General features: G+C 70.3%; 24 protein-coding genes. 17 read left to right on the forward strand and 7 right to left on the reverse strand.

What is annotated here, in order from left to right; genetic code table 11:
* The first annotated feature begins 4 nt into the window (after positions 1–4).
* The 4 genes from CFN78_RS11455 (at position 5) to mptB (ending at position 5,319) form a co-directional block, all read left to right on the forward strand.
* Positions 5–1,009, forward strand: coding sequence for an ABC transporter permease (locus tag CFN78_RS11455; protein WP_094862956.1), 1,005 nt, complete (start codon positions 5–7; stop codon positions 1,007–1,009).
* Between the two features lie 38 nt (positions 1,010–1,047).
* Positions 1,048–1,956 (forward strand): ABC transporter permease, encoded by a 909-nt coding sequence (locus tag CFN78_RS11460; RefSeq protein WP_094862734.1) that lies wholly within the window; start codon positions 1,048–1,050, stop codon positions 1,954–1,956.
* Positions 1,953–3,617: an ATP-binding cassette domain-containing protein gene (locus tag CFN78_RS11465; protein ID WP_240519400.1), complete on the forward strand. Its 1,665-nt coding sequence runs from the start codon at positions 1,953–1,955 to the stop codon at positions 3,615–3,617. The genes CFN78_RS11460 and CFN78_RS11465 overlap by 4 nt, the downstream gene beginning before the upstream one ends.
* Before the next feature lie 106 nt (positions 3,618–3,723).
* Positions 3,724–5,319, forward strand: a complete 1,596-nt coding sequence (gene mptB, locus CFN78_RS11470) for a polyprenol phosphomannose-dependent alpha 1,6 mannosyltransferase MptB (RefSeq protein ID WP_094862736.1) — start codon at positions 3,724–3,726, stop codon at positions 5,317–5,319.
* A 120-nt stretch (positions 5,320–5,439) separates the two neighbouring features.
* On the opposite strand, the gene CFN78_RS11475 is transcribed toward mptB, so the two are convergent.
* Positions 5,440–5,865, reverse strand: coding sequence for a TIGR03668 family PPOX class F420-dependent oxidoreductase (locus tag CFN78_RS11475; protein ID WP_094862737.1), 426 nt, complete (start codon positions 5,863–5,865; stop codon positions 5,440–5,442).
* A 129-nt stretch (positions 5,866–5,994) separates the two neighbouring features.
* Between CFN78_RS11475 and CFN78_RS11480 the strand changes: the two genes are divergently transcribed.
* From CFN78_RS11480 to CFN78_RS11490, 3 genes are read left to right on the forward strand one after another with little or no spacing between them, the layout of a single operon-like run.
* Positions 5,995–6,276, forward strand: a complete 282-nt coding sequence (locus CFN78_RS11480) for a hypothetical protein (protein WP_094862738.1) — start codon at positions 5,995–5,997, stop codon at positions 6,274–6,276.
* A complete protein-coding gene (locus CFN78_RS11485; protein ID WP_094862739.1) occupies positions 6,273–6,455 on the forward strand; it encodes a hypothetical protein in 183 nt (60 codons plus the stop codon). The genes CFN78_RS11480 and CFN78_RS11485 overlap by 4 nt, the downstream gene beginning before the upstream one ends.
* A 59-nt stretch (positions 6,456–6,514) precedes the next feature.
* Positions 6,515–7,417 (forward strand): acyl-CoA desaturase, encoded by a 903-nt coding sequence (locus tag CFN78_RS11490; RefSeq protein ID WP_420807875.1) that lies wholly within the window; start codon positions 6,515–6,517, stop codon positions 7,415–7,417.
* Between the two features lie 9 nt (positions 7,418–7,426).
* On the opposite strand, the gene CFN78_RS11495 is transcribed toward CFN78_RS11490, so the two are convergent.
* Both CFN78_RS11495 and CFN78_RS11500 read right to left on the reverse strand, forming a co-directional pair.
* Positions 7,427–8,341 carry a S66 peptidase family protein gene (locus tag CFN78_RS11495; RefSeq protein ID WP_240519401.1) on the reverse strand — a complete coding sequence of 305 codons (915 nt, stop codon included), beginning with the start codon at positions 8,339–8,341 and terminating at the stop codon, positions 7,427–7,429.
* The gene (locus CFN78_RS11500) at positions 8,338–10,293 is read right to left on the reverse strand and encodes a S9 family peptidase (protein WP_094862740.1); all 1,956 of its coding nucleotides are present in this window, start codon (positions 10,291–10,293) and stop codon (positions 8,338–8,340) included. Before CFN78_RS11500 ends, CFN78_RS11495 begins: the two co-directional genes overlap by 4 nt.
* 188 nt (positions 10,294–10,481) lie before the next feature.
* Here CFN78_RS11500 and CFN78_RS11505 point away from each other — a divergent pair, with 188 nt between their 5' ends.
* From CFN78_RS11505 to CFN78_RS11525, 5 genes are all read left to right on the forward strand, one after another.
* Entirely contained in the window at positions 10,482–11,057 is a 576-nt protein-coding gene (locus CFN78_RS11505) for a DUF3090 domain-containing protein (RefSeq protein ID WP_094862741.1), read from the forward strand.
* A gap of 7 nt (positions 11,058–11,064) precedes the next feature.
* The gene (locus CFN78_RS11510) at positions 11,065–11,868 is read left to right on the forward strand and encodes an SCO1664 family protein (RefSeq protein ID WP_338065523.1); all 804 of its coding nucleotides are present in this window, start codon (positions 11,065–11,067) and stop codon (positions 11,866–11,868) included.
* 80 nt (positions 11,869–11,948) lie between these two features.
* Positions 11,949–12,755 carry a DUF3097 domain-containing protein gene (locus tag CFN78_RS11515; protein ID WP_094862742.1) on the forward strand — a complete coding sequence of 269 codons (807 nt, stop codon included), beginning with the start codon at positions 11,949–11,951 and terminating at the stop codon, positions 12,753–12,755.
* Positions 12,756–12,834: 79 nt separating this feature from the next.
* Positions 12,835–13,266 carry an NfeD family protein gene (locus CFN78_RS11520; RefSeq protein ID WP_094862743.1) on the forward strand — a complete coding sequence of 144 codons (432 nt, stop codon included), beginning with the start codon at positions 12,835–12,837 and terminating at the stop codon, positions 13,264–13,266.
* A gap of 54 nt (positions 13,267–13,320) precedes the next feature.
* Entirely contained in the window at positions 13,321–14,772 is a 1,452-nt protein-coding gene (locus CFN78_RS11525; protein ID WP_094862744.1) for an SPFH domain-containing protein, read from the forward strand.
* Between the two features lie 165 nt (positions 14,773–14,937).
* Here CFN78_RS11525 and CFN78_RS11530 read toward each other — a convergent pair whose 3' ends face one another.
* A complete protein-coding gene (locus CFN78_RS11530) occupies positions 14,938–15,711 on the reverse strand; it encodes an SGNH/GDSL hydrolase family protein (protein ID WP_094862960.1) in 774 nt (257 codons plus the stop codon).
* Between the two features lie 162 nt (positions 15,712–15,873).
* A complete protein-coding gene (locus CFN78_RS11535) occupies positions 15,874–16,389 on the reverse strand; it encodes a CGNR zinc finger domain-containing protein (RefSeq protein WP_094862745.1) in 516 nt (171 codons plus the stop codon).
* A gap of 25 nt (positions 16,390–16,414) precedes the next feature.
* Here CFN78_RS11535 and CFN78_RS11540 point away from each other — a divergent pair, with 25 nt between their 5' ends.
* Positions 16,415–16,603 carry a hypothetical protein gene (locus tag CFN78_RS11540; RefSeq protein WP_094862746.1) on the forward strand — a complete coding sequence of 63 codons (189 nt, stop codon included), beginning with the start codon at positions 16,415–16,417 and terminating at the stop codon, positions 16,601–16,603.
* A gap of 26 nt (positions 16,604–16,629) precedes the next feature.
* Here CFN78_RS11540 and CFN78_RS11545 read toward each other — a convergent pair whose 3' ends face one another.
* Both CFN78_RS11545 and tdh read right to left on the reverse strand, forming a co-directional pair.
* Positions 16,630–17,817, reverse strand: a complete 1,188-nt coding sequence (locus CFN78_RS11545; RefSeq protein WP_205660493.1) for a glycine C-acetyltransferase — start codon at positions 17,815–17,817, stop codon at positions 16,630–16,632.
* Positions 17,818–17,874: 57 nt separating this feature from the next.
* The gene (tdh, locus tag CFN78_RS11550; protein WP_094862747.1) at positions 17,875–18,924 is read right to left on the reverse strand and encodes an L-threonine 3-dehydrogenase; all 1,050 of its coding nucleotides are present in this window, start codon (positions 18,922–18,924) and stop codon (positions 17,875–17,877) included.
* Positions 18,925–19,250: 326 nt separating this feature from the next.
* Here tdh and soxR point away from each other — a divergent pair, with 326 nt between their 5' ends.
* Genes soxR through CFN78_RS11570 form a run of 4 tightly spaced genes read left to right on the forward strand, consistent with a single transcriptional unit; the run spans position 19,251 to position 21,534 of the window.
* Positions 19,251–19,706, forward strand: a complete 456-nt coding sequence (gene soxR / locus CFN78_RS11555; protein ID WP_094862748.1) for a redox-sensitive transcriptional activator SoxR — start codon at positions 19,251–19,253, stop codon at positions 19,704–19,706.
* Positions 19,707–19,752: 46 nt separating this feature from the next.
* On the forward strand, positions 19,753–20,142 hold the full coding sequence (locus CFN78_RS11560) for a YidH family protein (protein ID WP_094862749.1): 390 nt from the start codon (positions 19,753–19,755) through the stop codon (positions 20,140–20,142).
* On the forward strand, positions 20,139–20,498 hold the full coding sequence (locus CFN78_RS11565) for a DUF202 domain-containing protein (protein WP_094862750.1): 360 nt from the start codon (positions 20,139–20,141) through the stop codon (positions 20,496–20,498). Before CFN78_RS11560 ends, CFN78_RS11565 begins: the two co-directional genes overlap by 4 nt.
* Positions 20,499–20,544: 46 nt before the next feature.
* Positions 20,545–21,534 (forward strand): LacI family DNA-binding transcriptional regulator, encoded by a 990-nt coding sequence (locus CFN78_RS11570; RefSeq protein ID WP_094862751.1) that lies wholly within the window; start codon positions 20,545–20,547, stop codon positions 21,532–21,534.
* Positions 21,535–21,537: the final 3 nt, after the last annotated feature.

The following is a 21,537-nucleotide window of genomic DNA, read 5'->3' on the forward strand; positions in this document are numbered from 1 at the left end:
CAGTATGCGCGCCGATCAGCGCGACCCGGTCGAACCGCGCGGTGGCTCCGGTACCGCACGGTTCTTCGCCGGCAAGATCGGCGGTGCGCTGGCAAGTCTCCTGCTGGTCATCGGCCTGGGGTTCCTGCTCTTCCGGGCCATTCCGGGTGATCCGGTGGCCACGCTGATCCGTGACCGTCCCACCAGCCCGGAGCAGCTCGCGCAGCTCCGCGAACGGCTCGGCGTCGACAAGCCACTGTACGAGCAGTTCGCGGATTACTTCGGTGGTCTGCTCAGGGGTGACCTCGGCACCTCGTACATCTATTCCCGGCCGGTCGCCGACATGATCGGCGAGCGGGTGGGGCCCACCCTGCTGCTGGTCGGCACCGCCACCGTTCTCGCCGTCCTGCTCGGGTTGTGGCTCGGCGTCCGGGCGGCCTGGCGGCGCGACAGCATGTTCGACCGCGGGCACACCGGGATCGCGCTGACCCTCTGGTCGGTGCCGCAGTTCTGGCTCGGCATGTTGCTGCTCATCGCCACCGGCGGCCTGTTCCCCAGCCGGGGGATGCGCTCCGCGGACATCCCGCCGGACTTCGTCGCCGAGATCCTCGACGTGGCACACCACATGGTGCTGCCGGTACTCACCCTGCTCGCGGTGATCTACGCGCAGTACATGCTGGTGATGCGCTCCTCGCTGCTGGAGGAGATGGACGCCGACTACCTCACCACGGCGCGGGCGAAGGGCTTGCGCGACGATCTGGTACGGCGCAGACACGCGGTGCCGAACGCGCTGCTGCCCACCGTCACGCTCGTGTTCCTGCAGTTCGGGATGATCATTTCCGGGACGGTCACCGTCGAGGCGGTGTTCTCCTGGCCCGGTCTCGGCCTGCTCACCTACCAAGCGCTCGACGGGCCGGACCTGCCCTTGCTGCAGGGCGTCTTCGTGGTGCTGGCCGGGTCGGTGATCGTGATGAACCTGATCGCGGAACTGCTGTACCGGGTGCTTGACCCGCGGGTGCGTGCGACATGACCCGGCCCGGCAGTGGCGTACCCGAACCCGGAGGATCGATGACCGAGCAAGCGAGCGATGCGCGCGCGATCGTCTGGCAGCGCAGGCGCGCCTCGGCGCGCGCCATGTGGAAGGAGTTCGCCACCAAGAAGGGCGGACTGTTCGGCCTCGGCCTGCTCCTGCTCGTCGTGGTGCTGGCACTGCTCGCACCGCTGATCACCGACGAGTCCGGGCTCGACGTCACCAGGGCCACCGGTAGCCCGCTGGAGCCACCGAGCCCGGAGTTCCTGCTGGGCACCGACGTCGACGGCAGGTCCGTCCTGCTGATGACCTTCTGGGGCGCGCGGATCTCACTGCTCGTCGGCTTCGCCGCCACGGTGCTGTCCGTCGTCATCGGCACGCTCGTCGGCGTCACCGCCGCGCACTTCGGTGGCTTGACCTCCGCGACCCTGCTGAGGTTCACCGACTTCTTCCTCGTGCTGCCGTCACTGGTGCTGGCGATCGCGCTGTCCTCGGTGCTCCCGAAGGGCGCGGCGACGATCATCCTGGCCGTCGGCGTCACCTCCTGGCCGGCCACCGCGCGCCTGGTGCGGGCGCAGACGCTGACCATCGAGAGCAGGCCCTACATCGAGCGGTCCCGCGCACTCGGTGGCGGTCACCTGCACATCGTCGGCAAGCACGTGCTGCCGGCCGTGATGCCGCTGGTGCTGGCGAACACGACGCTGGTCGTCGGCAACTCCATCATCTCCGAGTCGACGCTGTCCTTCCTCGGCCTCGGCGACCCGAGCGTCCCGTCCTGGGGCTCGATGCTGCAGCGCGCGCTGAGTTCCGGTGCCATCAGTGGGGGAGCATGGTGGTACCTGCTGCCGCCGGGACTGGCGATCGTGGTGATCGTGCTGTCGTTCACGCTCGTCGGCCGTGCGTTCGAGACCGTGCTGAACCCGCGACTGAAGGGGCGTCGTCAGTGAGCCCGCTACTGGAACTGTCCGACCTGGGCGTCACTTACCGCACGCACGACGGTGACGTGCCTGCCGTGCGTGGCGTGAACGTGCGCATCGAGGCCGGTGACACGCTGGGCATCGCGGGGGAGTCGGGCTCCGGCAAGTCCACGGTGGCGATGAGCGTGCTGCGCCTGCTGCCGAAGTCGGCGAAGGTCAGCGGCACGATCGCGCTGGACGGCGAGGACATCGTCGGGATGCGGTGGGGGCGGCTGCGCGCCGTGCGCTGGGCCGAGGCGTCCGTCGTGTTCCAGGGCGCCATGCACGCCCTCAACCCGGTACGCCGGATCGGCGCGCAGATCGCCGAGCCGATCGTGCTGCACGCCGGCGGTGGCGGTGCCCCGTCCGAGGCGACGCTGAAGAAGCGGGTCGCCGAACTGCTCGAGCAGGTAGACCTGCCCGCGTCACGGGCGGGGGCGTACCCGCACGAACTCTCCGGTGGCCAGAAGCAGCGGGTGATGATCGCGATGGCGCTGGCCTGCGAGCCCCGGCTGATCATCGCCGACGAGCCGACCACGGCACTCGACGTGATCGTCCAGGCCCAGGTGCTGAGCCTGCTCTCCCGTCTGGTCGCCGAGCGGGACATCGGCCTGGTGATGATCAGCCACGACCTGTCGGTGCTGGCGTCCACCTGCGCGCGGATCGCGGTGATGTACGACGGCCGGATCGTGGAGGAGGGCCCGAGCCGGGAGGTCATGGGCGGTCCGAAGCACGAGCACACGCGGGCGCTGGCGGCCGCGTTCCCCACGGTCGGTGATCCGGTGTCCCGCTTCGCCCCCGCCACCAGCAGGCCGCTGGCCCCCGAGCCGGCGAACAGGGCGCGCGCCGGGGAGGGGGAGCCGCTGCTGGAGGCGCGCGGGCTTCGCGTCTCCTTCCGGGACCGCAAGGGCGCGCGGGTCGACGCCGTCGCCGGCGTCGACCTGGAAGTGCGCAGGGACGAGATCGTCGCGCTGGTCGGGCAGTCCGGCTCCGGCAAGACCACGCTCGCTCGCACGCTGCTCGGCCTGCAGCCGCCCTCGGGCGGGGAGGTCCGCTACGACGGTGCCCCGGTGCCCGGCTCCGGGGCCGCGCTCAAGGCGTACCGCCGTCGCGTGCAACTCGTCCTGCAGGACCCGGCGAGTGCGCTCAACCCGCGTCACACCGTCTACGAGGCCGTGGCCGAGGGACCGCGGATCCACGGGATGGCCGCCGAGGGCGGGGAGCGGGCGATCGTCACCCGGGCGCTGGAGGCGGCCGAGCTCCGCCCCGCCGACACATACCTGCCGCGGCTGCCGCACGAACTCTCCGGCGGGCAGCGCCAGCGGGTCGTCATCGCGGGAGCGCTCGCGCTGGAGCCGAGCGTGCTGGTCGCGGACGAGCCGGTGGCCTCCCTGGACGCCTCGGTCCGCGGCGAGATCCTCGCCCTGCTGCTCCGTCTCCGGCGGGAACTGGGGCTGGCGGGACTGGTCATCACGCACGACCTGGGACTGGCCTGGAACATCGCCGACCGGGTCGCCGTGATGTACCGCGGCGAACTGGTCGAGGTGGGCCCGGTGGAGCAGGTGCTGCTCGATCCGCGGCACGAGTACACCAAGTCGCTTCTCGCGGCACTACCCTCCGGTACCAACCTGCGCGCCGAGGCGGACCGGTGACCGGCCGGGCCCGGCCCGGCTCCGGGCACGTTCGTGCGCACAGCGGACGGAAACGCCCCGCTGCCGCCGATCAGCGCAGTTCGGGTGTGTAATCTCAGACCTCGACATGGCGACCACCACAGACCCTGCGGCGGAGGCGGGCTCCTCCACGAAACGTGCCGCCGACGCATCGACGGCGTCGGCGGGCACGGATGACTTCCTGGTGCCCTCTCGCTTCCCGTACCGGACGATCGCGATGGGTGCGCTCGGCAGCACGCTGCTCATGCTCGCCGCGCTCGGTGCGGGCGGAATCCTGATCCGGGACCCCGTTCTCGGCCACGGCCCGCTGTCCTGGATCCGCTTCGGCCACGGCCGGGCGCTGGCTACGGCGTTTCTGTACGTCGGCTTCGCGATGATCGTCTGGGCCTGGGTACGTCTTGGCCGGTACGTGCTGGCGAACCGGATCGGCACCAAGGCGATCCTGGTGGCCGCCGCCTGCTGGATCACCCCGCTGCTGGTCTCGCCGCCGCTGTTCACCCGGGACGTGTTCTCCTACCTCGGCCAGGGCGCGCAGCTCCTCTACGGGCACGATCCCTATTCCTACGGGCCCGCCGAACTCGACGTGCTGCCCGACGTCGTCGCCAACGTCCACGAGCTCTGGCAGACCACGCCGGCGCCGTACGGGCCACTGTTCCTGCTCATCGCCAAGGCGATCGTCTCGGTCACCGGCAACAACGTGATCGCGGGTGTGGTCGTCACCCGGCTGGTGCTGCTCGTCGGCCTCGCCGGAATGGTCTGGGCGCTGCCGCGGCTGGTTGGCAAACTGGGTGGCAAGCTGCCGGTCACGATGTGGCTGGCGGTGGCCAGCCCGATGACGGTCATCCACCTCGTCGGCGGCCCGCACAACGACCTGCTGATGCTCGGTTTCCTCACCATCGGGGTACTGGCCGCGCTGGAACGCAAGCACGTCATCGCGGTCATCCTGGTGACGATCGGCATGCTGATCAAACCGACCGCGGCCGTGGCGCTGCCGTTCCTGGTGTGGGTGTGGGCGAACCACCTTCCCGGGGAGAACAAGCTCGGCAACTTCGTCCGGGCACTCGTGCCCGCCGTCGGCCTGTTCGGTGCCGTGTTCGTTACCGGCACCTGGGTGTCGCTGGGCTCGTTCAATCTCGGCTGGGTCACCGGACTGTCCGCTCCCGGCCTGATCTCGAACTGGATGAACTTCCCGACGGGCATCGGCGAGTTGTTCTACACCTTGGTGAACCTGGTGGTCGACGTGAAGTCGTCGCCGTTCGTCACCGTCGCCCGCGGTCTGGCCTGGATCGCACTGGCGGTGTTCGCGGTCCGCCAGTGGTGGAAGGCTCGCGACGGCGGCAACGAGGCGGTCTTCCGGATGGCCGTGACCCTGCTTGCCGTCGCCATCCTCGCCCCGCCCACCCTTCCCTGGTACCTGACCTGGGGTTTCGTCCTGGCCTCGACGTTCCGCTGGGAACGCAAGCACCTGTCCATCGTGGTGGGTGTCGCCGTGGCTCTGGTCCTGGTCTATTACCCGACGGGGGAGCAGGGGCTGTACGACTGGTGGTTCATGGCAGGCGTGCTGGCGGCCAGCCTGTACGCGGCGGCCTCGCTGCTCCGGCCGGATCCGCTGGGCCTCATCCAGGCCTGGCGCAGGCCGAAAACCGAGGAGAAGGCTGCCGAGAAGGCCCCGGCCGAGAGCTGATCGGCAGTCCTGTCGGCCGTTCGCACACGGCCTTCAGGGTGTATAACGGCATATACGCCAGCGCTCTCCGCAGCCGTTTTACGTGCACGCAAACAAATACTCAAAGACGGGACACGGGGGTCAGCCACTACCTGCCCAGCCGCTCCACGCTTGTACCCGGATCAGAACGATCGTCGCCGACGGTGGTCGCCGCGCGTATTGCGGATACTTCGCCGTCAGTGCGTCGACGGCCTCGCGGTGACCGGCCTCGCCGGGGGCGCACTGGGTGGCCGTGCCGTCGGCACGCGTCCACCACAGCGTGCTCCAGTCCTCGGCGTAAGCGTCGGCCAGCACGGTGACCGCGGGATTCGCCGCGATGTTGCGCAGCCGGCGCAGATCGTGACCACGTTTGGGCTTGTGGTCCACGGCGAAGGTCAGGACGTCATCGCCGAGCAGCGCGAAGGTGACCGGGACGAGATGCGGGACGCCATCCGGCGACGCGGTCGCCAGTCTCGCCACCCTCGCCCGCACCAACCGGTTGCGCGCTTCGCCGGATTCCAGCCGCATCACCCCACGCTACGTGGCGGGTTACGACGCGCCGGGGCTTGCCCCCGGGCGTACCGTACGTAGCAGCACACTCGCGCTCCAGCCCCTGGCGCCGTCCGTTCACCTCACCGAGCGAAACGGCGGGAGCCCATGAGTATTCCCACCTCGACGGCGGGCGGTTCGCCCCAGCCGTCGATCCGCCCCGGCAACGGCGAGCCGGTGCCCATCATCGCCTCCTACCCGCCATGGCAGGGTCTGCAACTGCACAGTTTGGCCGTCGCAGTGGAGTTTCGCTGCGGACCGTGCGGACTGCGGCACGAGTCGGCGATGGTGGCCACCAGCCCGGGCACGCTGGTCTGCCCCTCCTGCTACGCCCGGTTGAGCCTGGCGGCGGCACCGGTGCCCGCGCAGCGGTCGGCGGTGCGGTGGTGAGCGCCGCCGGGCAAGCCAAGTCGTACGACAGCACCACCGACCCCACCGACCCCACCGACCCCACCGACCCCGCCGTGCAGCGTTGGGAGATCGAGGGTGGACGGGTCGGTGAACCGGCCCGGCCATCCCGCGTCGATCCCGTCCTGGAATCCGCACCGCGTATCACGCGGTCCGAGTGAATCGAACGCCTATGAGGGCAACGCAGGACACAGAGCCGGCACGTACGCCGCCACGGCCGATGATCTCGGGGCAGCATTCGATCGGTGAACTGGTGACCATCAGGCTGTTCCTGGTGATTCCGTTTCTCGGCCTCGTCACGCTCGCCGTGTTCGTCTGGGGCTGGGGCCTGACCTGGCTGGACCTCGGGATCGCCGTCGTGATGTACGTGGTGTCCACACTCGGCGTGACGGTCGGCTACCACCGCTACTTCACCCACGGCGCCTTCAAGGCGAACCGCCCACTGCGGATCGGCCTCGCCGTCGCGGGCGGACTCGCCGCGCAGGGGCCGGTGATCGGCTGGGTCGCCGACCACCGCCGTCACCACGCCTTCTCCGACAGGGAGGGCGATCCGCACTCGCCATGGTTGTTCGGCACCTCGCCGGCCGCACTCGTCCACGGCTTCTGGCACGCGCATCTCGGCTGGCTGTTCGGCAGGGACAAGACCAACGTCGCGCGGTTCGCACCGGATCTGGCGGCGGACCGCGACATTCGGGCGGTGGACCGGCTGTTTCCACTGTGGGTGGCGGCGAGCGTGTTGCTGCCCGCGGCACTGGGCGGGCTGATCGGCTGGTCGTGGTGGGCGGCGCTGACCGGGTTCCTGTGGGGCGGGCTGGCCAGGATCTCCTTGCAGCACCACGTGACCTGGTCGGTCAACTCGATCTGCCATCTCGTCGGCTCCCGGCCGTTCATCAACCGGGACCGGTCGGCGAACTTCTGGCCACTGGCGCTTCTGTCCATGGGGGAGTCCTGGCACAACTCGCATCACGCGGACCCGACCTGCGCCCGGCACGGCGTGCTGCCCCGGCAGGTGGACGTGTCCGCGCTGGTGATCCGGTTGTTCGAGCGGCTGGGCTGGGCGACAAGGGTCCGCTGGCCCACGCCGCACCGGCTGGGCCGGCTTTCCGCCGTCGACGAGTCGTGACCGGGCCGGTCACGACTCCAGGGCGGGCCGGGTCAGCGTGATCGTTCCGGCGTCGGCGTCGAGTTCCACCTCGGCGCCGAACGGGAGCGACAGCGAGGCCGGGATGTGCCCGAACCCGAACTCCCACGCGATCGGCACGCCGAGCGATCCGAGCCGGTCGCGCATGAGCGCCCGGACATCGTCCGGGGTGCCGCAGTCCGCCCACGAGCCCAGAGCGATCCCGGTGACGCCGTCGAACCAGCCGGAGCGCAGCAACTGGGTGAGGATGCGGTCCAGCCGGTAAATGTCCTCGCCGACGTCCTCCAGCAAGGCGATGCCGGACACCGGACGGTGGTGTTCGGCGGCGCCGAGGCCGGCGGCGAGCAGGCTCAGGTTGCCGCCGACCGTCACACCGCGGGCCCGTCCGCCGACCAGCGCTCCTTGGCCGCCGGTGATCGTCAGCGGACCTTCTCCGGTGAGCAGTCCGTGCAGCCGGGCGGCGGCGATCTCGTCGAAGTGCGCGCTGGCCGGCATGGGAGAGAACACAGTGGACAGTCCCAAGTGGACAGCGATGGCCTCGTGCAGCGCGGTGACGTCACTGGATCCGGCGAACAGTTTCGGCCCGGCGGACCGAAGTTCACCCCAGTCGAGCAGGTCCAGGATCCGCATGCAGCCGTAGCCGCCGCGCGCGGCGAACACCGCGTCCACGTCCGGGTCGAGCCAGGCGTCGCGGAAGTCCGCCGCGCGGGCGTCATCGGCCGCGGCGAGATAGGGAAAGATCGGATGACGAGACCGGACGGAGTCGTACACCCGCACCGACACCTTCCAGGCCGCCAGCGCGTCCAGCGCGGAGTCCAGCAGGTGCGCGGCCACCGGCCCGGCCGGGGCGACCAGTGCGACGGTGTCGTCCTGGCGCAGCCGGCGCGGACGGGTCAGACCGGTCACCGCTGGAGATCGAGCGCGGGAACGCCCGGGGTGTCGAAGCCGAGCACCTGGCCGTAGAAGGACAGCTCCGCCTCCAGCGCGGCGATGATCGTTGCGGATCTGCGGAAGCCGTGCTGCTCGCCCTCGAAAGTGAGATAGGCGTGCGGAACTCCCTTGCCACGCAAGGAATCCACGAAGCGGTCGGCCTGTTCCGGTGGGCAGATCTCGTCCTCGAGTCCTTGCAGGAACAGGACCGGGCCGGCGAGGCCGTCCGCGTTGTTGATGGGGGAGCGGTCGCGGTACCTGGCCTCCGACTCGGGCAGCGGACCCACCAGTCCGTCCAGGTAGCGGGATTCGAAGTCGTGTGTCTCACCTCCCTCTCCGGTCCAGCCGTAGAGGTCGAGAATGGGGAACTTGACGGTCCCCGCGCGGTAGGTGCGGACGGTGGTCATCGAGGCGGCGGAGGTGAAACCGCCCGCGCTGCCACCGCGGATGGCCAGCCGGTCCGGATCGGCGATGCCCTCTGCCACCAAAGCCTCGGCTACGGCGACGCAGTCGGCGACATCGACGACGCCCCACTGTTCGCGCAGCCGTTCGCGGTAGCGCCTGCCGTAACCGGTGGACCCGCCGTAGTTCACGGCGACCACGCCGATGCCGCGGCTGGTGAAGAAGGCGAAGTCCAGGTCGAGCACATTGGAGTGCCTGCCGGTCGGCCCGCCGTGGACGTGCACGACGTAGGGCGGCAGCTCGTCCTCGGCGCCGGTGTAGGCGGGGTTGGTCGGCCGGTAGAGGTATGCGGGTACGGGTTCGCCCTCTGCGGTGGTGAACACCCGTTCCTCGGGCACCGCGAGATAGGCGGGATCCGGCAGGCGGTCCGGAGAGGGCGCTTCGCCCGGTCGCGGCGTCAGCTCGGTGAGGGTTGCCGTGGTGAGGTCCACGTGCACGACGGCGTTCTCCTGCCGGGGTCCCGCGGCGATGCCGGCCACTCCGGCGGCGAACGGCGCGATCGCCGACCAGACGGGCAGATCGGCGGCCGCTGCCACGTCGGCGACGGTCGCGGTGGCCTCATCGAGGAGGGCGAGCCTGCCCGAGTTCAGCACCGCGTGCCTGCCCTCGCCGAGCGGTACGAACCAGCGGGTTCCGAGCTTCCAGAGTGGGCCGCCGAGTTCCTCGGTGACCGGCGCGAGGTTGTGGGCCTGCCCGTCGAGGCCGACGCGGTGCAGATTCCACCAGCCGTCCGGGTCGGCGAGCGCCAGCAGCGTGTCCGCCGACTCCCACTCGACCTGGCACACCGAGACGTCCGGCCCGCCGGCGACGACGCGGTGACGGCCGAGTTCGCCGCCGGGACCGAGTTCCGCGACGCACAGTTCGGTGCCGTCCCACGGCATCGCCGGGTGGTTCCAGCCGAGCCAGGCGGCGTGGGTGCCGTCGGGCGAGAGCTGGGGGGAGCTGAGGAAGTGGTGGCTGGCACCGAGGGTGCGTACGCCGGCGCCGTCGAGGGGGATGGCGACCAGGTCGCGGCTGACGTCGGCGCGACGGGGGCCGACGCCGACCTCGCGCACGGCCCACACCTCACCCTCGGCCCCGTGCCGCAGGTCGCCGAACCGGACTCCCTGGGGGACGGTGGGCTCGGGGGTGACCGGCCGGGTGTCGCCCGAGGTGAGGTCGCGTACGTAGACGCGCTGGTCGTCCCAGTTGGTGAAGACGAGCGTGCCGCCGGTCACCAGCCACGGGCGTCCGCCATACTCGTGGACGCGGTTGCGGGCGTTCCACGGGGCCGGGAGCATCTCCTCGACCAGACCGTCGCTGCCGGATCTGACCAGTGCCAGGCGTCCGCCCTCGGCCGGCCGTGATTCGGCCCACCACACCTCCCCGTCCACCACATCGGGCCATTGCGGCGTACTTCCGGCAGCAGCGACGTCAGCGGCGCTGATAGGCGACTTCCACGTTCCGTACGGGGCGATGTCGGGCATTGCGCCAGCCTAGGGCGTCCGGAGTGGATCTTCACTGATCGGTTCGGGGTCATCGCGGGTCCGGCTGGGGGAACCGGGGGACAGTCCGCCGCACACGGTCTCCGGTACACCGCCGTGCGGGCGGTGGTGCCGCTTGACGGGGCCGCCGGATGCCGATCATGTGCGGGTGGCCTAGGGTCGGAGGTGCCATGGCTCGTGTCATCCACGTCTTCCGTCAACCCGACCGCTTCGTCGCGGGCACCGTCGGGGAGCCCGGCGACCGCACGTTCTATCTGCAGGCGTCCGAGGAACTCCGCACGATCAGCGTGACGATCGAGAAGCAGCAGGTCGCGGTGCTGGCCGAGCGGCTCGGTTCGCTGCTGGAAGAGGTCTCCAACCGTTTCGGCGCCGAGGTGCCGGAGGAGGTTCCGGACGAGCTGGTCGACACCGGCCCGCTGGACGTTCCGGTGGAGGAGGAGTTCCGGGTCGGGACGATGGGCCTCGGCTGGGACGCCGAGAGCAGCGCGGTCGTGATCGAACTGCTGGCCATCACCGAAGGTGAGGTCGACGAGACGGTGGTGCTGGACGACACCGAGGAGGGGCCGGACGCGGTGCGCGTGTTCCTCAGCCCGGTGGCGGCGCGGGCGTTCGCGGATCGCGCCGACCGGGTGGTGAACGCGGGCCGCAGGCCGTGTCCGCTGTGTGGCGAACCGCTCGATCCGGCCGGGCACATCTGCCCCCGGCAGAACGGCTACCGGCGGGACCCCGAAACCACCGAGGACTGAGCCGTACGTGCCGGAACAACTCGATGTGGACGATTCCGCGGTCCCGGAACTGCTCGCCCGGGGTGAGCTGACCGTCGAGGGCAGGCTCGTCGACGCGTCGAACGTCACCTTGTTCTGTTCGATCTCGCTGGACGGTGTTACGGCGAACGCGGTGTACAAGCCGGTATCCGGTGAGCGTCCGCTGTGGGACTTCCCGGACGGGACGCTGGCCGGCCGTGAGGTGGCGACGTACCTGATCTCGGAGACGTCCGGTCTCGGCGGCGTGCCGCACACGGTGCTGCGGGACGGCCCGTTCGGTGAGGGCATGGTGCAGTTCTGGGTGGAGACCACTCAGGACGAGCTGGTCGACGTACGGGCGCCGGCGGACCTGCCGGACGGCTGGCGGGTGGTGCTGCATGCCCACGACCGGCTGGGTGAGCCCGCGGTGCTGGCGCACGCGGACGATCCGGGGCTGCGGCAGCTCGCCGCGCTGGACATCGTCGTGAACAACACCGATCGCAAGGGCGGGCATCTGCTCGTCGCGAGCGGTGGCCGGGTGTTCGGCGTCGATCACGGGATCTGCCTGCACGCGGACCCCAAACTGCGGACGGTGCTGTGGGGCTGGGTGGGTGAGCCGCTGCCGGACGACGTGGCGGAGAAGCTCCGGCGGTTCCGCTCGACGCTCGACGGGGATTTCGGCGTGTCGCTCGCGGCGCACCTGACCGGCCGTGAAATCGGTGCGGTGTCGCGCCGGGTGGATTCGCTGCTCGCGGCCGGGAGTTTCCCGGAGCCGAACGACGAGTGGCGTGCCATTCCGTGGCCGCTGTTCTGATGTTGCGCGCACGGTGCGCCGGGGGGATGCGCGGCGTGGCGTGACCGGTGTGCCCTTGCAGACCGATATCGTCCCCGGCCGTGCGCTCCCATTCGTATGACGACGTGCTCGCAGGCCCGCGACGGAAGAAGATCCCCGAGGTCCCTGCCGAGGCGGGGCTGGTGGTGGAGGACCCGGCGAGCGGTTTCTGCGGTGCGGTGGTCCGGATCGAACACGGAAACGTCGTGCTGGAGGACCGGCGGGGCGCGCACCGGGTGTTCCCGCTGAGCCCGGCGGGGTTCCTGCTGGAGGGCAGGCCGGTCACCCTGGTGCGGCCCGCCGTCGCGCCCGGGCCGGAGCGCAGGATGTCCGCCTCGGGTTCGGTACGGGTCGAGGGCCTGCGGGCCCGGACGGCCAGGGACTCGCGGATCTGGGTGGAGGGTAAGCACGACGCGGAGCTGGTGGAGCGGGTCTGGGGCCACGACCTGCGGGTCGAGGGCGTGGTCGTCGAGCCTCTCGACGGGGTCGACGAACTGTCCGGCCGGATCGCGGAGTTCGGTACGGGGGCGGGGCGCAGGCTCGGCGTGCTGGTCGACCATCTTGTGCCCGGGAGCAAGGAGTCCCGCCTGGTCGAGGCGGTCACGGATCCGAACGTCCTGGTCACCGGCCACCCGTACGTGGACATCTGGCAGGCGGTGAAGCCGGAGGCGGTGGGTATCGCGCGGTGGCCGGTGGTGCCGAAGGGCCTGCCGTGGAAGGAAGGCGTGTGCGAGGCTCTCGGCTGGGGTGAGTCGTGGGAGGGCTGGCAGCGGGTTCTGGCAGGTGTGCGCGGTTTTCGCGATGTGGAGACCCCGCTGCTGGGAGCGGTCGAACGCCTGATCGACTTCGTCACGGTGGCTCCGGAGTGAGTGGGTGCGAAGGTCACACGTAGATCACGTCGGGGCGCACCGTCAGTTGTCCCCGGTGACTTTCTGAGAGCATGGGGTCATGACTCCGGCACTCATTTGGCTGATCGCGGGAATCGCTCTGATGGTGGCCGAGGTCGTCTCCGGTGATTTGGTTCTCCTGATGCTCGGCGCGGGCGCGTTGTTCGGCGCCGGCTCCGCGGCGCTCACGGGTAACGCATTCATCGACGTGGCGGTCTTCGGTGTCGCCTCGGTGGGATTGCTCGTGCTGGCCCGTCCGGCGCTGAAGCGGCGCTTTCTCTCGGGGCCCGGCGTGAAGACGAACACGGAGGCGCTGGTCGGCGCCGAGGCGATCGTGTTGTCCACAGTGGACATCCAAGGTGGACAGGTGAAGCTGGCCGGGGACGTGTGGTCGGCGCGCAGTTTCGCAGGCGGCCAGGTCATTCAGCCGGGAACCATGGTCACCGTCGTGGAGATCTCGGGGGCTACCGCGGTTGTGTCCGCCGAACCCTGATAGTCATGTGCCAGCCCATTCCCGTGGACACTCCATGAAGGGGAGATAGTCTCGATGACCGCAACGATCATTGTTGTCGCGGTAATAGCGTTGTTCGTCATCGTCACGGTCGCGAAAGCGATCATGGTGGTACCGCAGGCCCAGTCTGCGGTCGTCGAGAGGCTCGGTCGGTTCCGTACCGTCGCCTCGCCCGGTCTGAACTTCCTGGTGCCGTTCCTGGACAAAGTCCGTGCCCGAATCGATCTGCGGGAGCAGGTCGTGTCGTTCCCGCCCCAGCCGGTGATCACCCAGGACAATCTGACCGTGTCGATCGACACCGTCGTGTACTTCCAGGTGACCGATTCTCGTGCCGCTGTGTACGAGATCTCGAACTACATCGTCGGTGTCGAACAGCTCACCACGACGACTCTGCGCAACCTGGTCGGTGGGATGAGCCTCGAGGAGACGCTGACCTCGCGCGACCAGATCAACGGCCAGTTGCGTGGCGTGCTGGACGAGGCGACCGGTCGATGGGGTATCCGCGTCGCCCGCGTCGAGCTGAAGGCCATCGATCCGCCTCCGTCCATTCAGGACTCGATGGAGAAGCAGATGCGCGCCGACCGGGAGAAGCGCGCGATGATCCTCACCGCGGAAGGTCAGCGGGAGTCCGCGATCAAGACCGCGGAAGGGCAGAAGCAGAGCCAGATCCTCGCCGCCGAGGGTTCGAAGCAGGCGACGATCATGGCGGCCGAGGCCGAGCGGCAGTCCCGCATCCTGCGCGCGCAGGGTGAGCGGGCGGCGCGGTACCTGCAGGCGCAGGGGCAGGCGAAGGCGATCGAGAAGGTGTTCGCCGCGATCAAGGCGGGCAGGCCGACACCGGAGGTTCTGGCGTACCAGTACCTGCAGACGTTGCCGCAGCTCGCGCAGGGCGACGCCAACAAGGTCTGGATGATCCCGAGCGACTACGGCAAGGCGCTGGAGGGTTTCGCTCGTGCGCTCGGTGCTCCGGGCGACGATGGCGTGTTCCGGTACGAGGCGCCGAAGGAGGAGGCCGCACCGCCGAACCTGGACGAGGATGAGGTCGCGTCCTGGTTCGACACGTCCACGGACCCGAAGGTGGCCGAGGCCGTCGCGGAGGCGGAAGCGGTGGCGCGCAAGGAGGTCGGCGGCCCGTTGAGCGGCCCGCCGCGCTCGGTGCCGGCGGCGCTCGCACCGCTGCGCGGTTCGTCGTCCTCGGCCGTGGAACCCGCCGATCCGCCCGCGCCTCAGGAGCGCGAGCAGCAGGCGATCGAGCAGCAGCCGCAGACGCAGCAGTTGCCGCCCAGCGCTCCCCAGGCGCAGCAGCAGGTCCAGCCACAGCAGGCGCAGCCTCAGCCGCAGCAACCGCAGCAGCAGGCGCCACAGCAACACCAGCCGGGGCAGCAGCACCAGCCCGGCCAGCAGCGTGGCTATGGTGGTCCGCCGCCGCAGGGGCCCTACGGTGGCCCGCAGGGCGGACCGTTCAACCAGCCCGGCCCCGGCCGGTAACCGCGCGGAACGGAAGCCGAACCGGCCCCGGTCGTCAGTTCGACCGGGGCCGGTTCGCGCGGTTCACCTCTCGGACAGCCGAGCGGGTCAGCGGTGAACACCTCGTGCGGATCGGCCCCCAGTGGGGTACGCCTGCCGGGCCCGGCTGCGCGCAGACGTTTCCGGTTACCGGTGTCCTGGCTGGTCCACGGGCGCGAGCTCGGGCCGTTTGGCCGCCACCGCATCGCCGGAGGACTCACCGCGCAGGCGGCGCAACAGCCAGGGTGTGGCGTGTTCGCGGACCCAGGCCAGATTCTCCGCGCGGCGTCTGGCCGGCTCGAGGATCTTCGCCGGTCCGAGGTCGGCCGCCGTGACCTCGTGGTCCACGGAGAGCGCGTCGAGTACCGCTGCCGCGACGAGCGTGTGGCCGTGGGCATTGAGGTGGATACGGTCGGCGGACCACATCCGGCGGTCGCGCAGGGCCCGCATCGCCCACATGTCCACGAGGGTCGCGCCGTGCCTGCCCGCGATCAGGCGGACGTGCTCGTTGTAGATGGCGGTGCGCCCGCGCATCCGGCGGAACACCGGGTCCTCGACACCGTCGACGCCGGTGAACAGGACGACCGTGGCACCGGTCGCGGCGAGCGTACCCACGGCGTGGTCGTACTCCTCGGCGAGGGCATCGATGTCGACGCGGGGCCGCATGAGGTCGTTGCCACCCGCGTAGACCGAAACCAGGTCCGGGCTGAGGTTCAACGCCCGGTCGAGCTGCGTGCCGAGGATCTCGCGCATCAGCTTCCCGCGGACGGCCAGGTTGGCGTATCGGAGTTCGGGCGTGTGCCGGGCGAGTGCGCCCGCCGTCCGGTCGGCCCAGCCGCGGACGCTGTTGGGGGAGCCGGGGTCGTCGTCGCCGACGCCCTCGGTGAACGAGTCGCCCAGCGCGACGAAGCGGGTGATCATGCCGGTCACTCTAGGCGCTGTCCTGCGGTTCCCGATCGACGGGGATTCGTGGTCGAGGCGGTTACCGGTACGCCGCCGGGAAGCCTCTCGTACCGACGGCCTCCTGCCGGGGCTTCGAGACGATGTCGCCAGGAACCGCCACGGCGCGGGCGGGACCGGCTGTCACGTGCGTTCCCTGCGGCGGTGCTCGGCGACGTGGACCCGTCCCGCGCACCGTGTGGTGCAGTAGCGCCTGCGGCCGTTGCGCGAGGTGTCGATGTAGACGGTGCGGCATTCCTCCCGGGCGCAGGCGCCGATGCGCGCGGGCTCCTCGCACAACGCGTGTGCCAGGCCGCCGGCGGTGTATGCCTGCACGCGGCGCAGCCGTGCCGCCCGTTCACTCGCGTAGTGCAGGTGTGCGGGTGAGTCGTCGTGGCGGGAGATGTAGGGCTGGCTGGCGGAGTCAGCGAGCAGCCGGTTGAGCAGGTCGACGCGGCGGTCGGTTCCGGTCTCCTCGAACACCTCGCGGAGCCGTGCCGCCCACTCGGCGATGGCGGCGGCTTCGCCGGTGGTGAGGCGGTCGAGGGACATGCCGTGGGCGCGCATCACGGCGACCAGTTCCTCCGGGGTGGTGGGGCCGAGGTTGACCAGGCTCGCGGCCACCTGCGCGGCCGAACCACCGTAAGGGTTGAAATGCACTGAGCCATTACAGCACGGTGGGGCGATGACAGTGCGAACGTGCCCGCGATGTGGCTGGCCGGTGGCGGAGCTGACACCGGACCCCGGGGAAGAGCTGCCGACCTCGGGGGGCAGGGTCGGCTACCGCCGGTGTGTGTGCGGGAGCTGGCTGGTGGTACTCGACGGCATCGTCGCCGGATCGACGCGGATACCGGGCGGCCTGCCCGCGGGGTGACCGGGAGGCCACCCCGCGGGTAGTGGTCAGGCCCGGGCGTCGAGTTCCGCGCGGACCTCGGTGAAGGCGCGCACGGCGTGTTCGATCTCCTCGGTGGAGTGCGCGGCGGAGAGCTGCACGCGGATACGCGCCTTCTCCTTCGGTACCACCGGGTAGGAGAACGCGATGACGTAGATTCCCTTGCCCAGCAAGGCCTGTCCCATCCGGTCGGCCAGGGCCGCGTCACCGACCATCACCGGGACGATGGGGTGCTCACCGGGCAGGATGTCGAATCCGGCCTCGGTCATCCCGGAGCGGAACAGAGCCGTGTTGTCCCGCAGGCGCTGCCGTGCGTCGTCCGAAGTGGACAGAATGTCGAGGACCTTCAGCGATGCGCCCACGATCGCCGGAGCCAGGGAGTTGGAGAACAGATACGGCCTGGATCGCTGCCGCAGCAGTTCGACGATCTCCGCGTGCGCGGCGACGTAACCACCGCTCGCGCCACCGAGGGCCTTGCCGAGGGTGCCGGTGACGATGTCGACCCGGTCGGTCACACCGAACAGTTCCGGAGTGCCCGCCCCGGTCGCCCCGGTGAAACCGACGGCGTGCGAGTCGTCCACCATGACCAGCGCGCCGTGCTTCTCGGCGAGATCGCAGATCTCGTCCAGGGGCGCGATGTAGCCGTCCATGGAGAACACGCCGTCGGTGACGATCAGCCGGTGCCGTGCTCCGGCCGACTCGGTGAGGCTGCGTTCCAGATCGGCCATGTCACGGTTGCGGTAGCGGAATCGCTGCGCCTTGGACAGCCGGATGCCGTCGATGATGCTCGCGTGGTTGAGCTCGTCGGAGATCACCGCGTCGGCATCGGTCAGCAGGGTTTCGAAGACACCGCCGTTGGCGTCGAAACAGGAGCTGTAGAGGATCGTGTCCTCGGTGCCGAGGAACTCGGAGAGCCGCTGTTCGAGGACCTTGTGTGGTTTCTGCGTTCCGCAGATGAACCGGACCGAGGCCATGCCGAAGCCCCACTCGTCGAGTGCGGTCTTGGCGGCGTCGATCAGGGCGTCGTCGTCGGCGAGGCCGAGGTAGTTGTTGGCGCAGAAGTTCACCACCGTGTCGGTGCTGACCCGGATGGCCGAGGCCTGCGGGCTGGTGATGACTCGTTCGGACTTGTACAGACCGGCGGCGCGGATGTCGTCCAGCGTCTCGCGCAGGTCCTGGCGCATCGTGTCGAACACGGTGTGCCTTCCTCCTAGTGGGTGGGTGACTCGGTTGCGGTGGTGCGGGTGGTGGGATCAGGAGGCCGAGTGCAGGGTCGCCCTGGTCCAGTCGATGACCACCTTGCCGCAGTGTCCGGACCGGGCCGCGGCGAAGGCCTCGGCGTGCTGGGCGTAGCCGAAGCGGTGGGTGATCAGCGGGCTGATGTCGAGGCCGCCCTGCAGCAGCACCGACATCGCATACCAGGTCTCGTACATCTCGCGGCCGTAGATGCCCTTGATGGTGAGCATGCGCGTGACGACGGTGGCCATGTCCACCGCGATCTCCTCGGCGGGCAGGCCGAGTACCGCGATCCGGCCGCCGTGGCGCATGTTGGCGATCATCTCCTGCATCGCCTGTGGTTTCCCGGACATCTCCAGGCCGATGTCGAAGCCTTCGCTCATGCCGAGGTCCCGCTGCACCCGCTCGATGGTGGTGTTGCTGACGTCGGCGGCGACGGTGACGCCGATCTTGCGGGCCAGTTCGAGCCGGTACGGGCTCACGTCGGTGATCACCACGTGGCGCGCGCCCGCGTGCCGGGCGACGGCGGCGGCCATGATGCCGATCGGGCCCGCACCGGTGATCAGGACGTCCTCACCGAGAACCGGGAAGGTGAGCGCGGTGTGCACGGCGTTGCCGAACGGGTCGAAGATCGCGGCGACGTCGGGGTCGACCTCGTGCCGGTGCACCCACACGTTCGCCTCGGGCAGCAGGACGTACTCGGCGAAGGCGCCGTCGGTGTGCACGCCGAGGCCGATGGTGCGGATGCAGAGGTGGCGCTTGCCCGCCATGCAGTTGCGGCAGTTGCCGCAGACGATGTGGCCTTCCCCGCTGACGAGGTCGCCCTTCTTGACCTCGCGCACGCCGGGGCCGAGTTCGGCCACCTCGCCGACGAACTCGTGGCCGAGCACGAGCGGTGTCCGGATCGACCGGGCGGCCCAGTCGTCCCAGCCTTCGATGTGCAGGTCGGTGCCGCAGATGCCGGTGCGCAGGACCTTGATCAGGACCTGTCCCTCACCGGGTTGCGGGGTCGGCACGTCGGCCAGGTCGAGCCCAGGTGCGGCGGCGGGCTTGAGCAGTGCTCTCATCGAAGTGGTACTCCCAGCGTGTCACCGGCGCGTCGTGGTCCGGCGAGGTCGTCATACGTGTGCGCATTGTGTGAGCCCCGCAACCATAGCCCGGTACGCGCTGGTGGCCGACCTGCCCCGGATCGGGCGGGAGGCGGCGGGCCGGTCGGCGAAGCGGCCGTGCCGGGTGCTGCCGAGGTGATCGTGGGCTGCGGGGGAGGCGCCGTCCACTCGCCGTTCCGCTGTGTGGGCGGGTGCCCTTGTCCGATGGCACGATCACGGGGTAGAGCCTCGAGCAATATCCAGGTCGCTGGCACGGTACGACGACGGGCGGAGGGAACCGCGTGATGCACGAACCTCGTTGGGACCAGCAGGAACTCACCGTCGGCGAGGTCGCCTCCCGTAGCGGCGTCGCCGTGTCGGCCCTGCACTTCTACGAGAAGCAGGAGCTGATCAGCAGCAGGCGCACGGCGGGCAACCAACGCCGCTACCGGCGAGATGTGCTGCGCAGGGTCGCGCTGATCCGAATCGCGCAGCGGGTGGGCATCCCGCTGGCCCAGGTGCGCGAGGTGCTTGCCGAGCTGCCGGACGGGCGGACGCCGAACCGTCGCGACTGGCAGCGGCTCTCGCGGCACTGGCGGGACGAGCTGGACCAGCGGATCCGGCACCTGGAGCAGTTGCGGGACGATTTCACCGAGTGCGTCGGATGCGGTTGTCTGTCCATCGACCGGTGCAAGCTGGCCAATCCCCACGACCGGCTGGGGGAGCGAGGCGCCGGGCCTCGGCGGCTCCTCGGCGGCTAGCCGGTCGCGCTGACTACAGTGAGTCCCGGTCCGGGTGGAGGGAGACATGGGAAAGCTACGCGATGCGGTGCTGGGAACCGGCCTGTACGACGAGGGCGAGGATCCCGACTACCGGTTCTCGCTGGCCAACGAACGCACCTTCCTGGCCTGGATCCGTACTTCCCTCGCCCTGCTCGCGGGTGGCGTCGCGGTACTGCAGCTCGTGCCGGACCTGGGGCCGCGGTGGGCGCGTGTGGCGCTCGGTGCGGGCCTGATCGTGCTGGCCGTATTGCTGGCCGCGATGAGCCACCGGCGCTGGCGCCGTAACGAACGGGCGATGCGGCTCAAGGTGTCTCTGCCACCGACCGCGCAGATCCCCTTGCTGGCCTACGGACTGGGTCTGGCGGCGATCGGGGCGCTGGTGGCGGTGCTGCTGGTCGGGTCGCCGAAACCATGACTGTCCCGGCCGGGCCGGAGGGTGGGGACCCGGCGGTGCTCGACGCGGGCTTGCAGGCGGAACGCACCCGGCTGGCCTGGTCGCGTACCGCGTTGTCGATGGTGGTGTCCGGGGCGTTGCTGCTGCACGCGGGGCTGGGTGGAGCGGGGCCGCTGTCGGTGGTGCCCGGGGTGCTGGTCATGTCCGCGGCGGTGGCCTGTTACCTGTGCGGGGTCCGCCGTTACGTGCACGTCCGGGCGGCCGTGCGGGCCGGACGCCGGGTGACCCAGTCCGGGGTGATCCGGGCGCTGAGTGCGTCCTGTGTGCTGACGGGCCTGCTCGTGCTCGCGGCGCTCGTACTGCGCGAAACAACCTGATCGCGTTGCCCGTTGTGCGTCAACCGGGTGAACGCTAGCGTGCCGCATGCACTCTGCGTCCGGTCCGACGATCCGCACGGTCGCCGCGCGCGCGGGGGTGTCGATCGCGACCGTGTCGTACGTGCTCAGCGGACGCACCGGCGGTCACACCAGGGTCAGTGAGGGGACCCGCGCCCGCGTGGTGGACGCGGCCGCCGAGCTCGGCTATGTGCCGAACCAGTCGGCGCGAGGGGTGCGCTGCGGGCGGACCGATCAGGTCTGTTTGGTCCTCCGTTCCCCGCACACGCCCTCGGCGCAGGCACTGGCCGACACGGTGTCCTCGGCGATGAGCGCGCACCGGTTGAACACGCTGATGCTCGTCGGTGGCGACTGGGAGAACTTCCTGCTCCGCCGCGGCGCCGACGGCGCGTTCGTGGACCTTCGTGGCGCCGAGGAGGCCGGTGTGGCGGGGTTGCGCCGCATCGTCGATCGCGGGATCGCACTGGTGGTGATGCACGCGACGGTCGATCCGGACGGATTCGACGTGGTGCGCCCGGACGAGACGGGTGCCTGCGGGCAGGCCGTCGCTCTGCTGTCCGAGGGGCACCGGCGGATCGGCTGGCTGGGCGGGCGTGCGGGTGGTTCACCGCGGTACGCCGGATACGTGCTGGCCCTGCGAGACGCGGGGCTCGGCCTGGACGAGTCGCTGGTCCGGTTCACCGGGGCCTCGCGGGAACACGCCTACGAGGAGGCGCTGCGCCTGCTCCGGCGCCCGGACCGGCCCACCGCGATCGTGGCGGCGTCCGATCTGGCGGCGATCAGTGCGTTGTGGGCGGCTCAGCGGCTGGGCCTGCGTGTCCCCGAGGACCTGGCGATCGTCGGTGCGGGCAACTCGCCGGAGGGAGCCGCGACCGAGCCGCCGATCACGACGGTCGGTCCGCTGCCGTTCGCCGCCGACATCGCCGGCCTGCTGCTCAGCAGGCTGGCGGGCGAGGCGCCGGTGACCGGCCGCGTGCACACCTCGGCCTGGGTGCTGCACCGCAGGGGCACCGCGTGATGC

Origin of the sequence: Amycolatopsis antarctica, from assembly GCF_002262875.1 — a bacterium.
In the GTDB taxonomy this organism is placed as follows: domain Bacteria; phylum Actinomycetota; class Actinomycetes; order Mycobacteriales; family Pseudonocardiaceae; genus Amycolatopsis; species Amycolatopsis antarctica.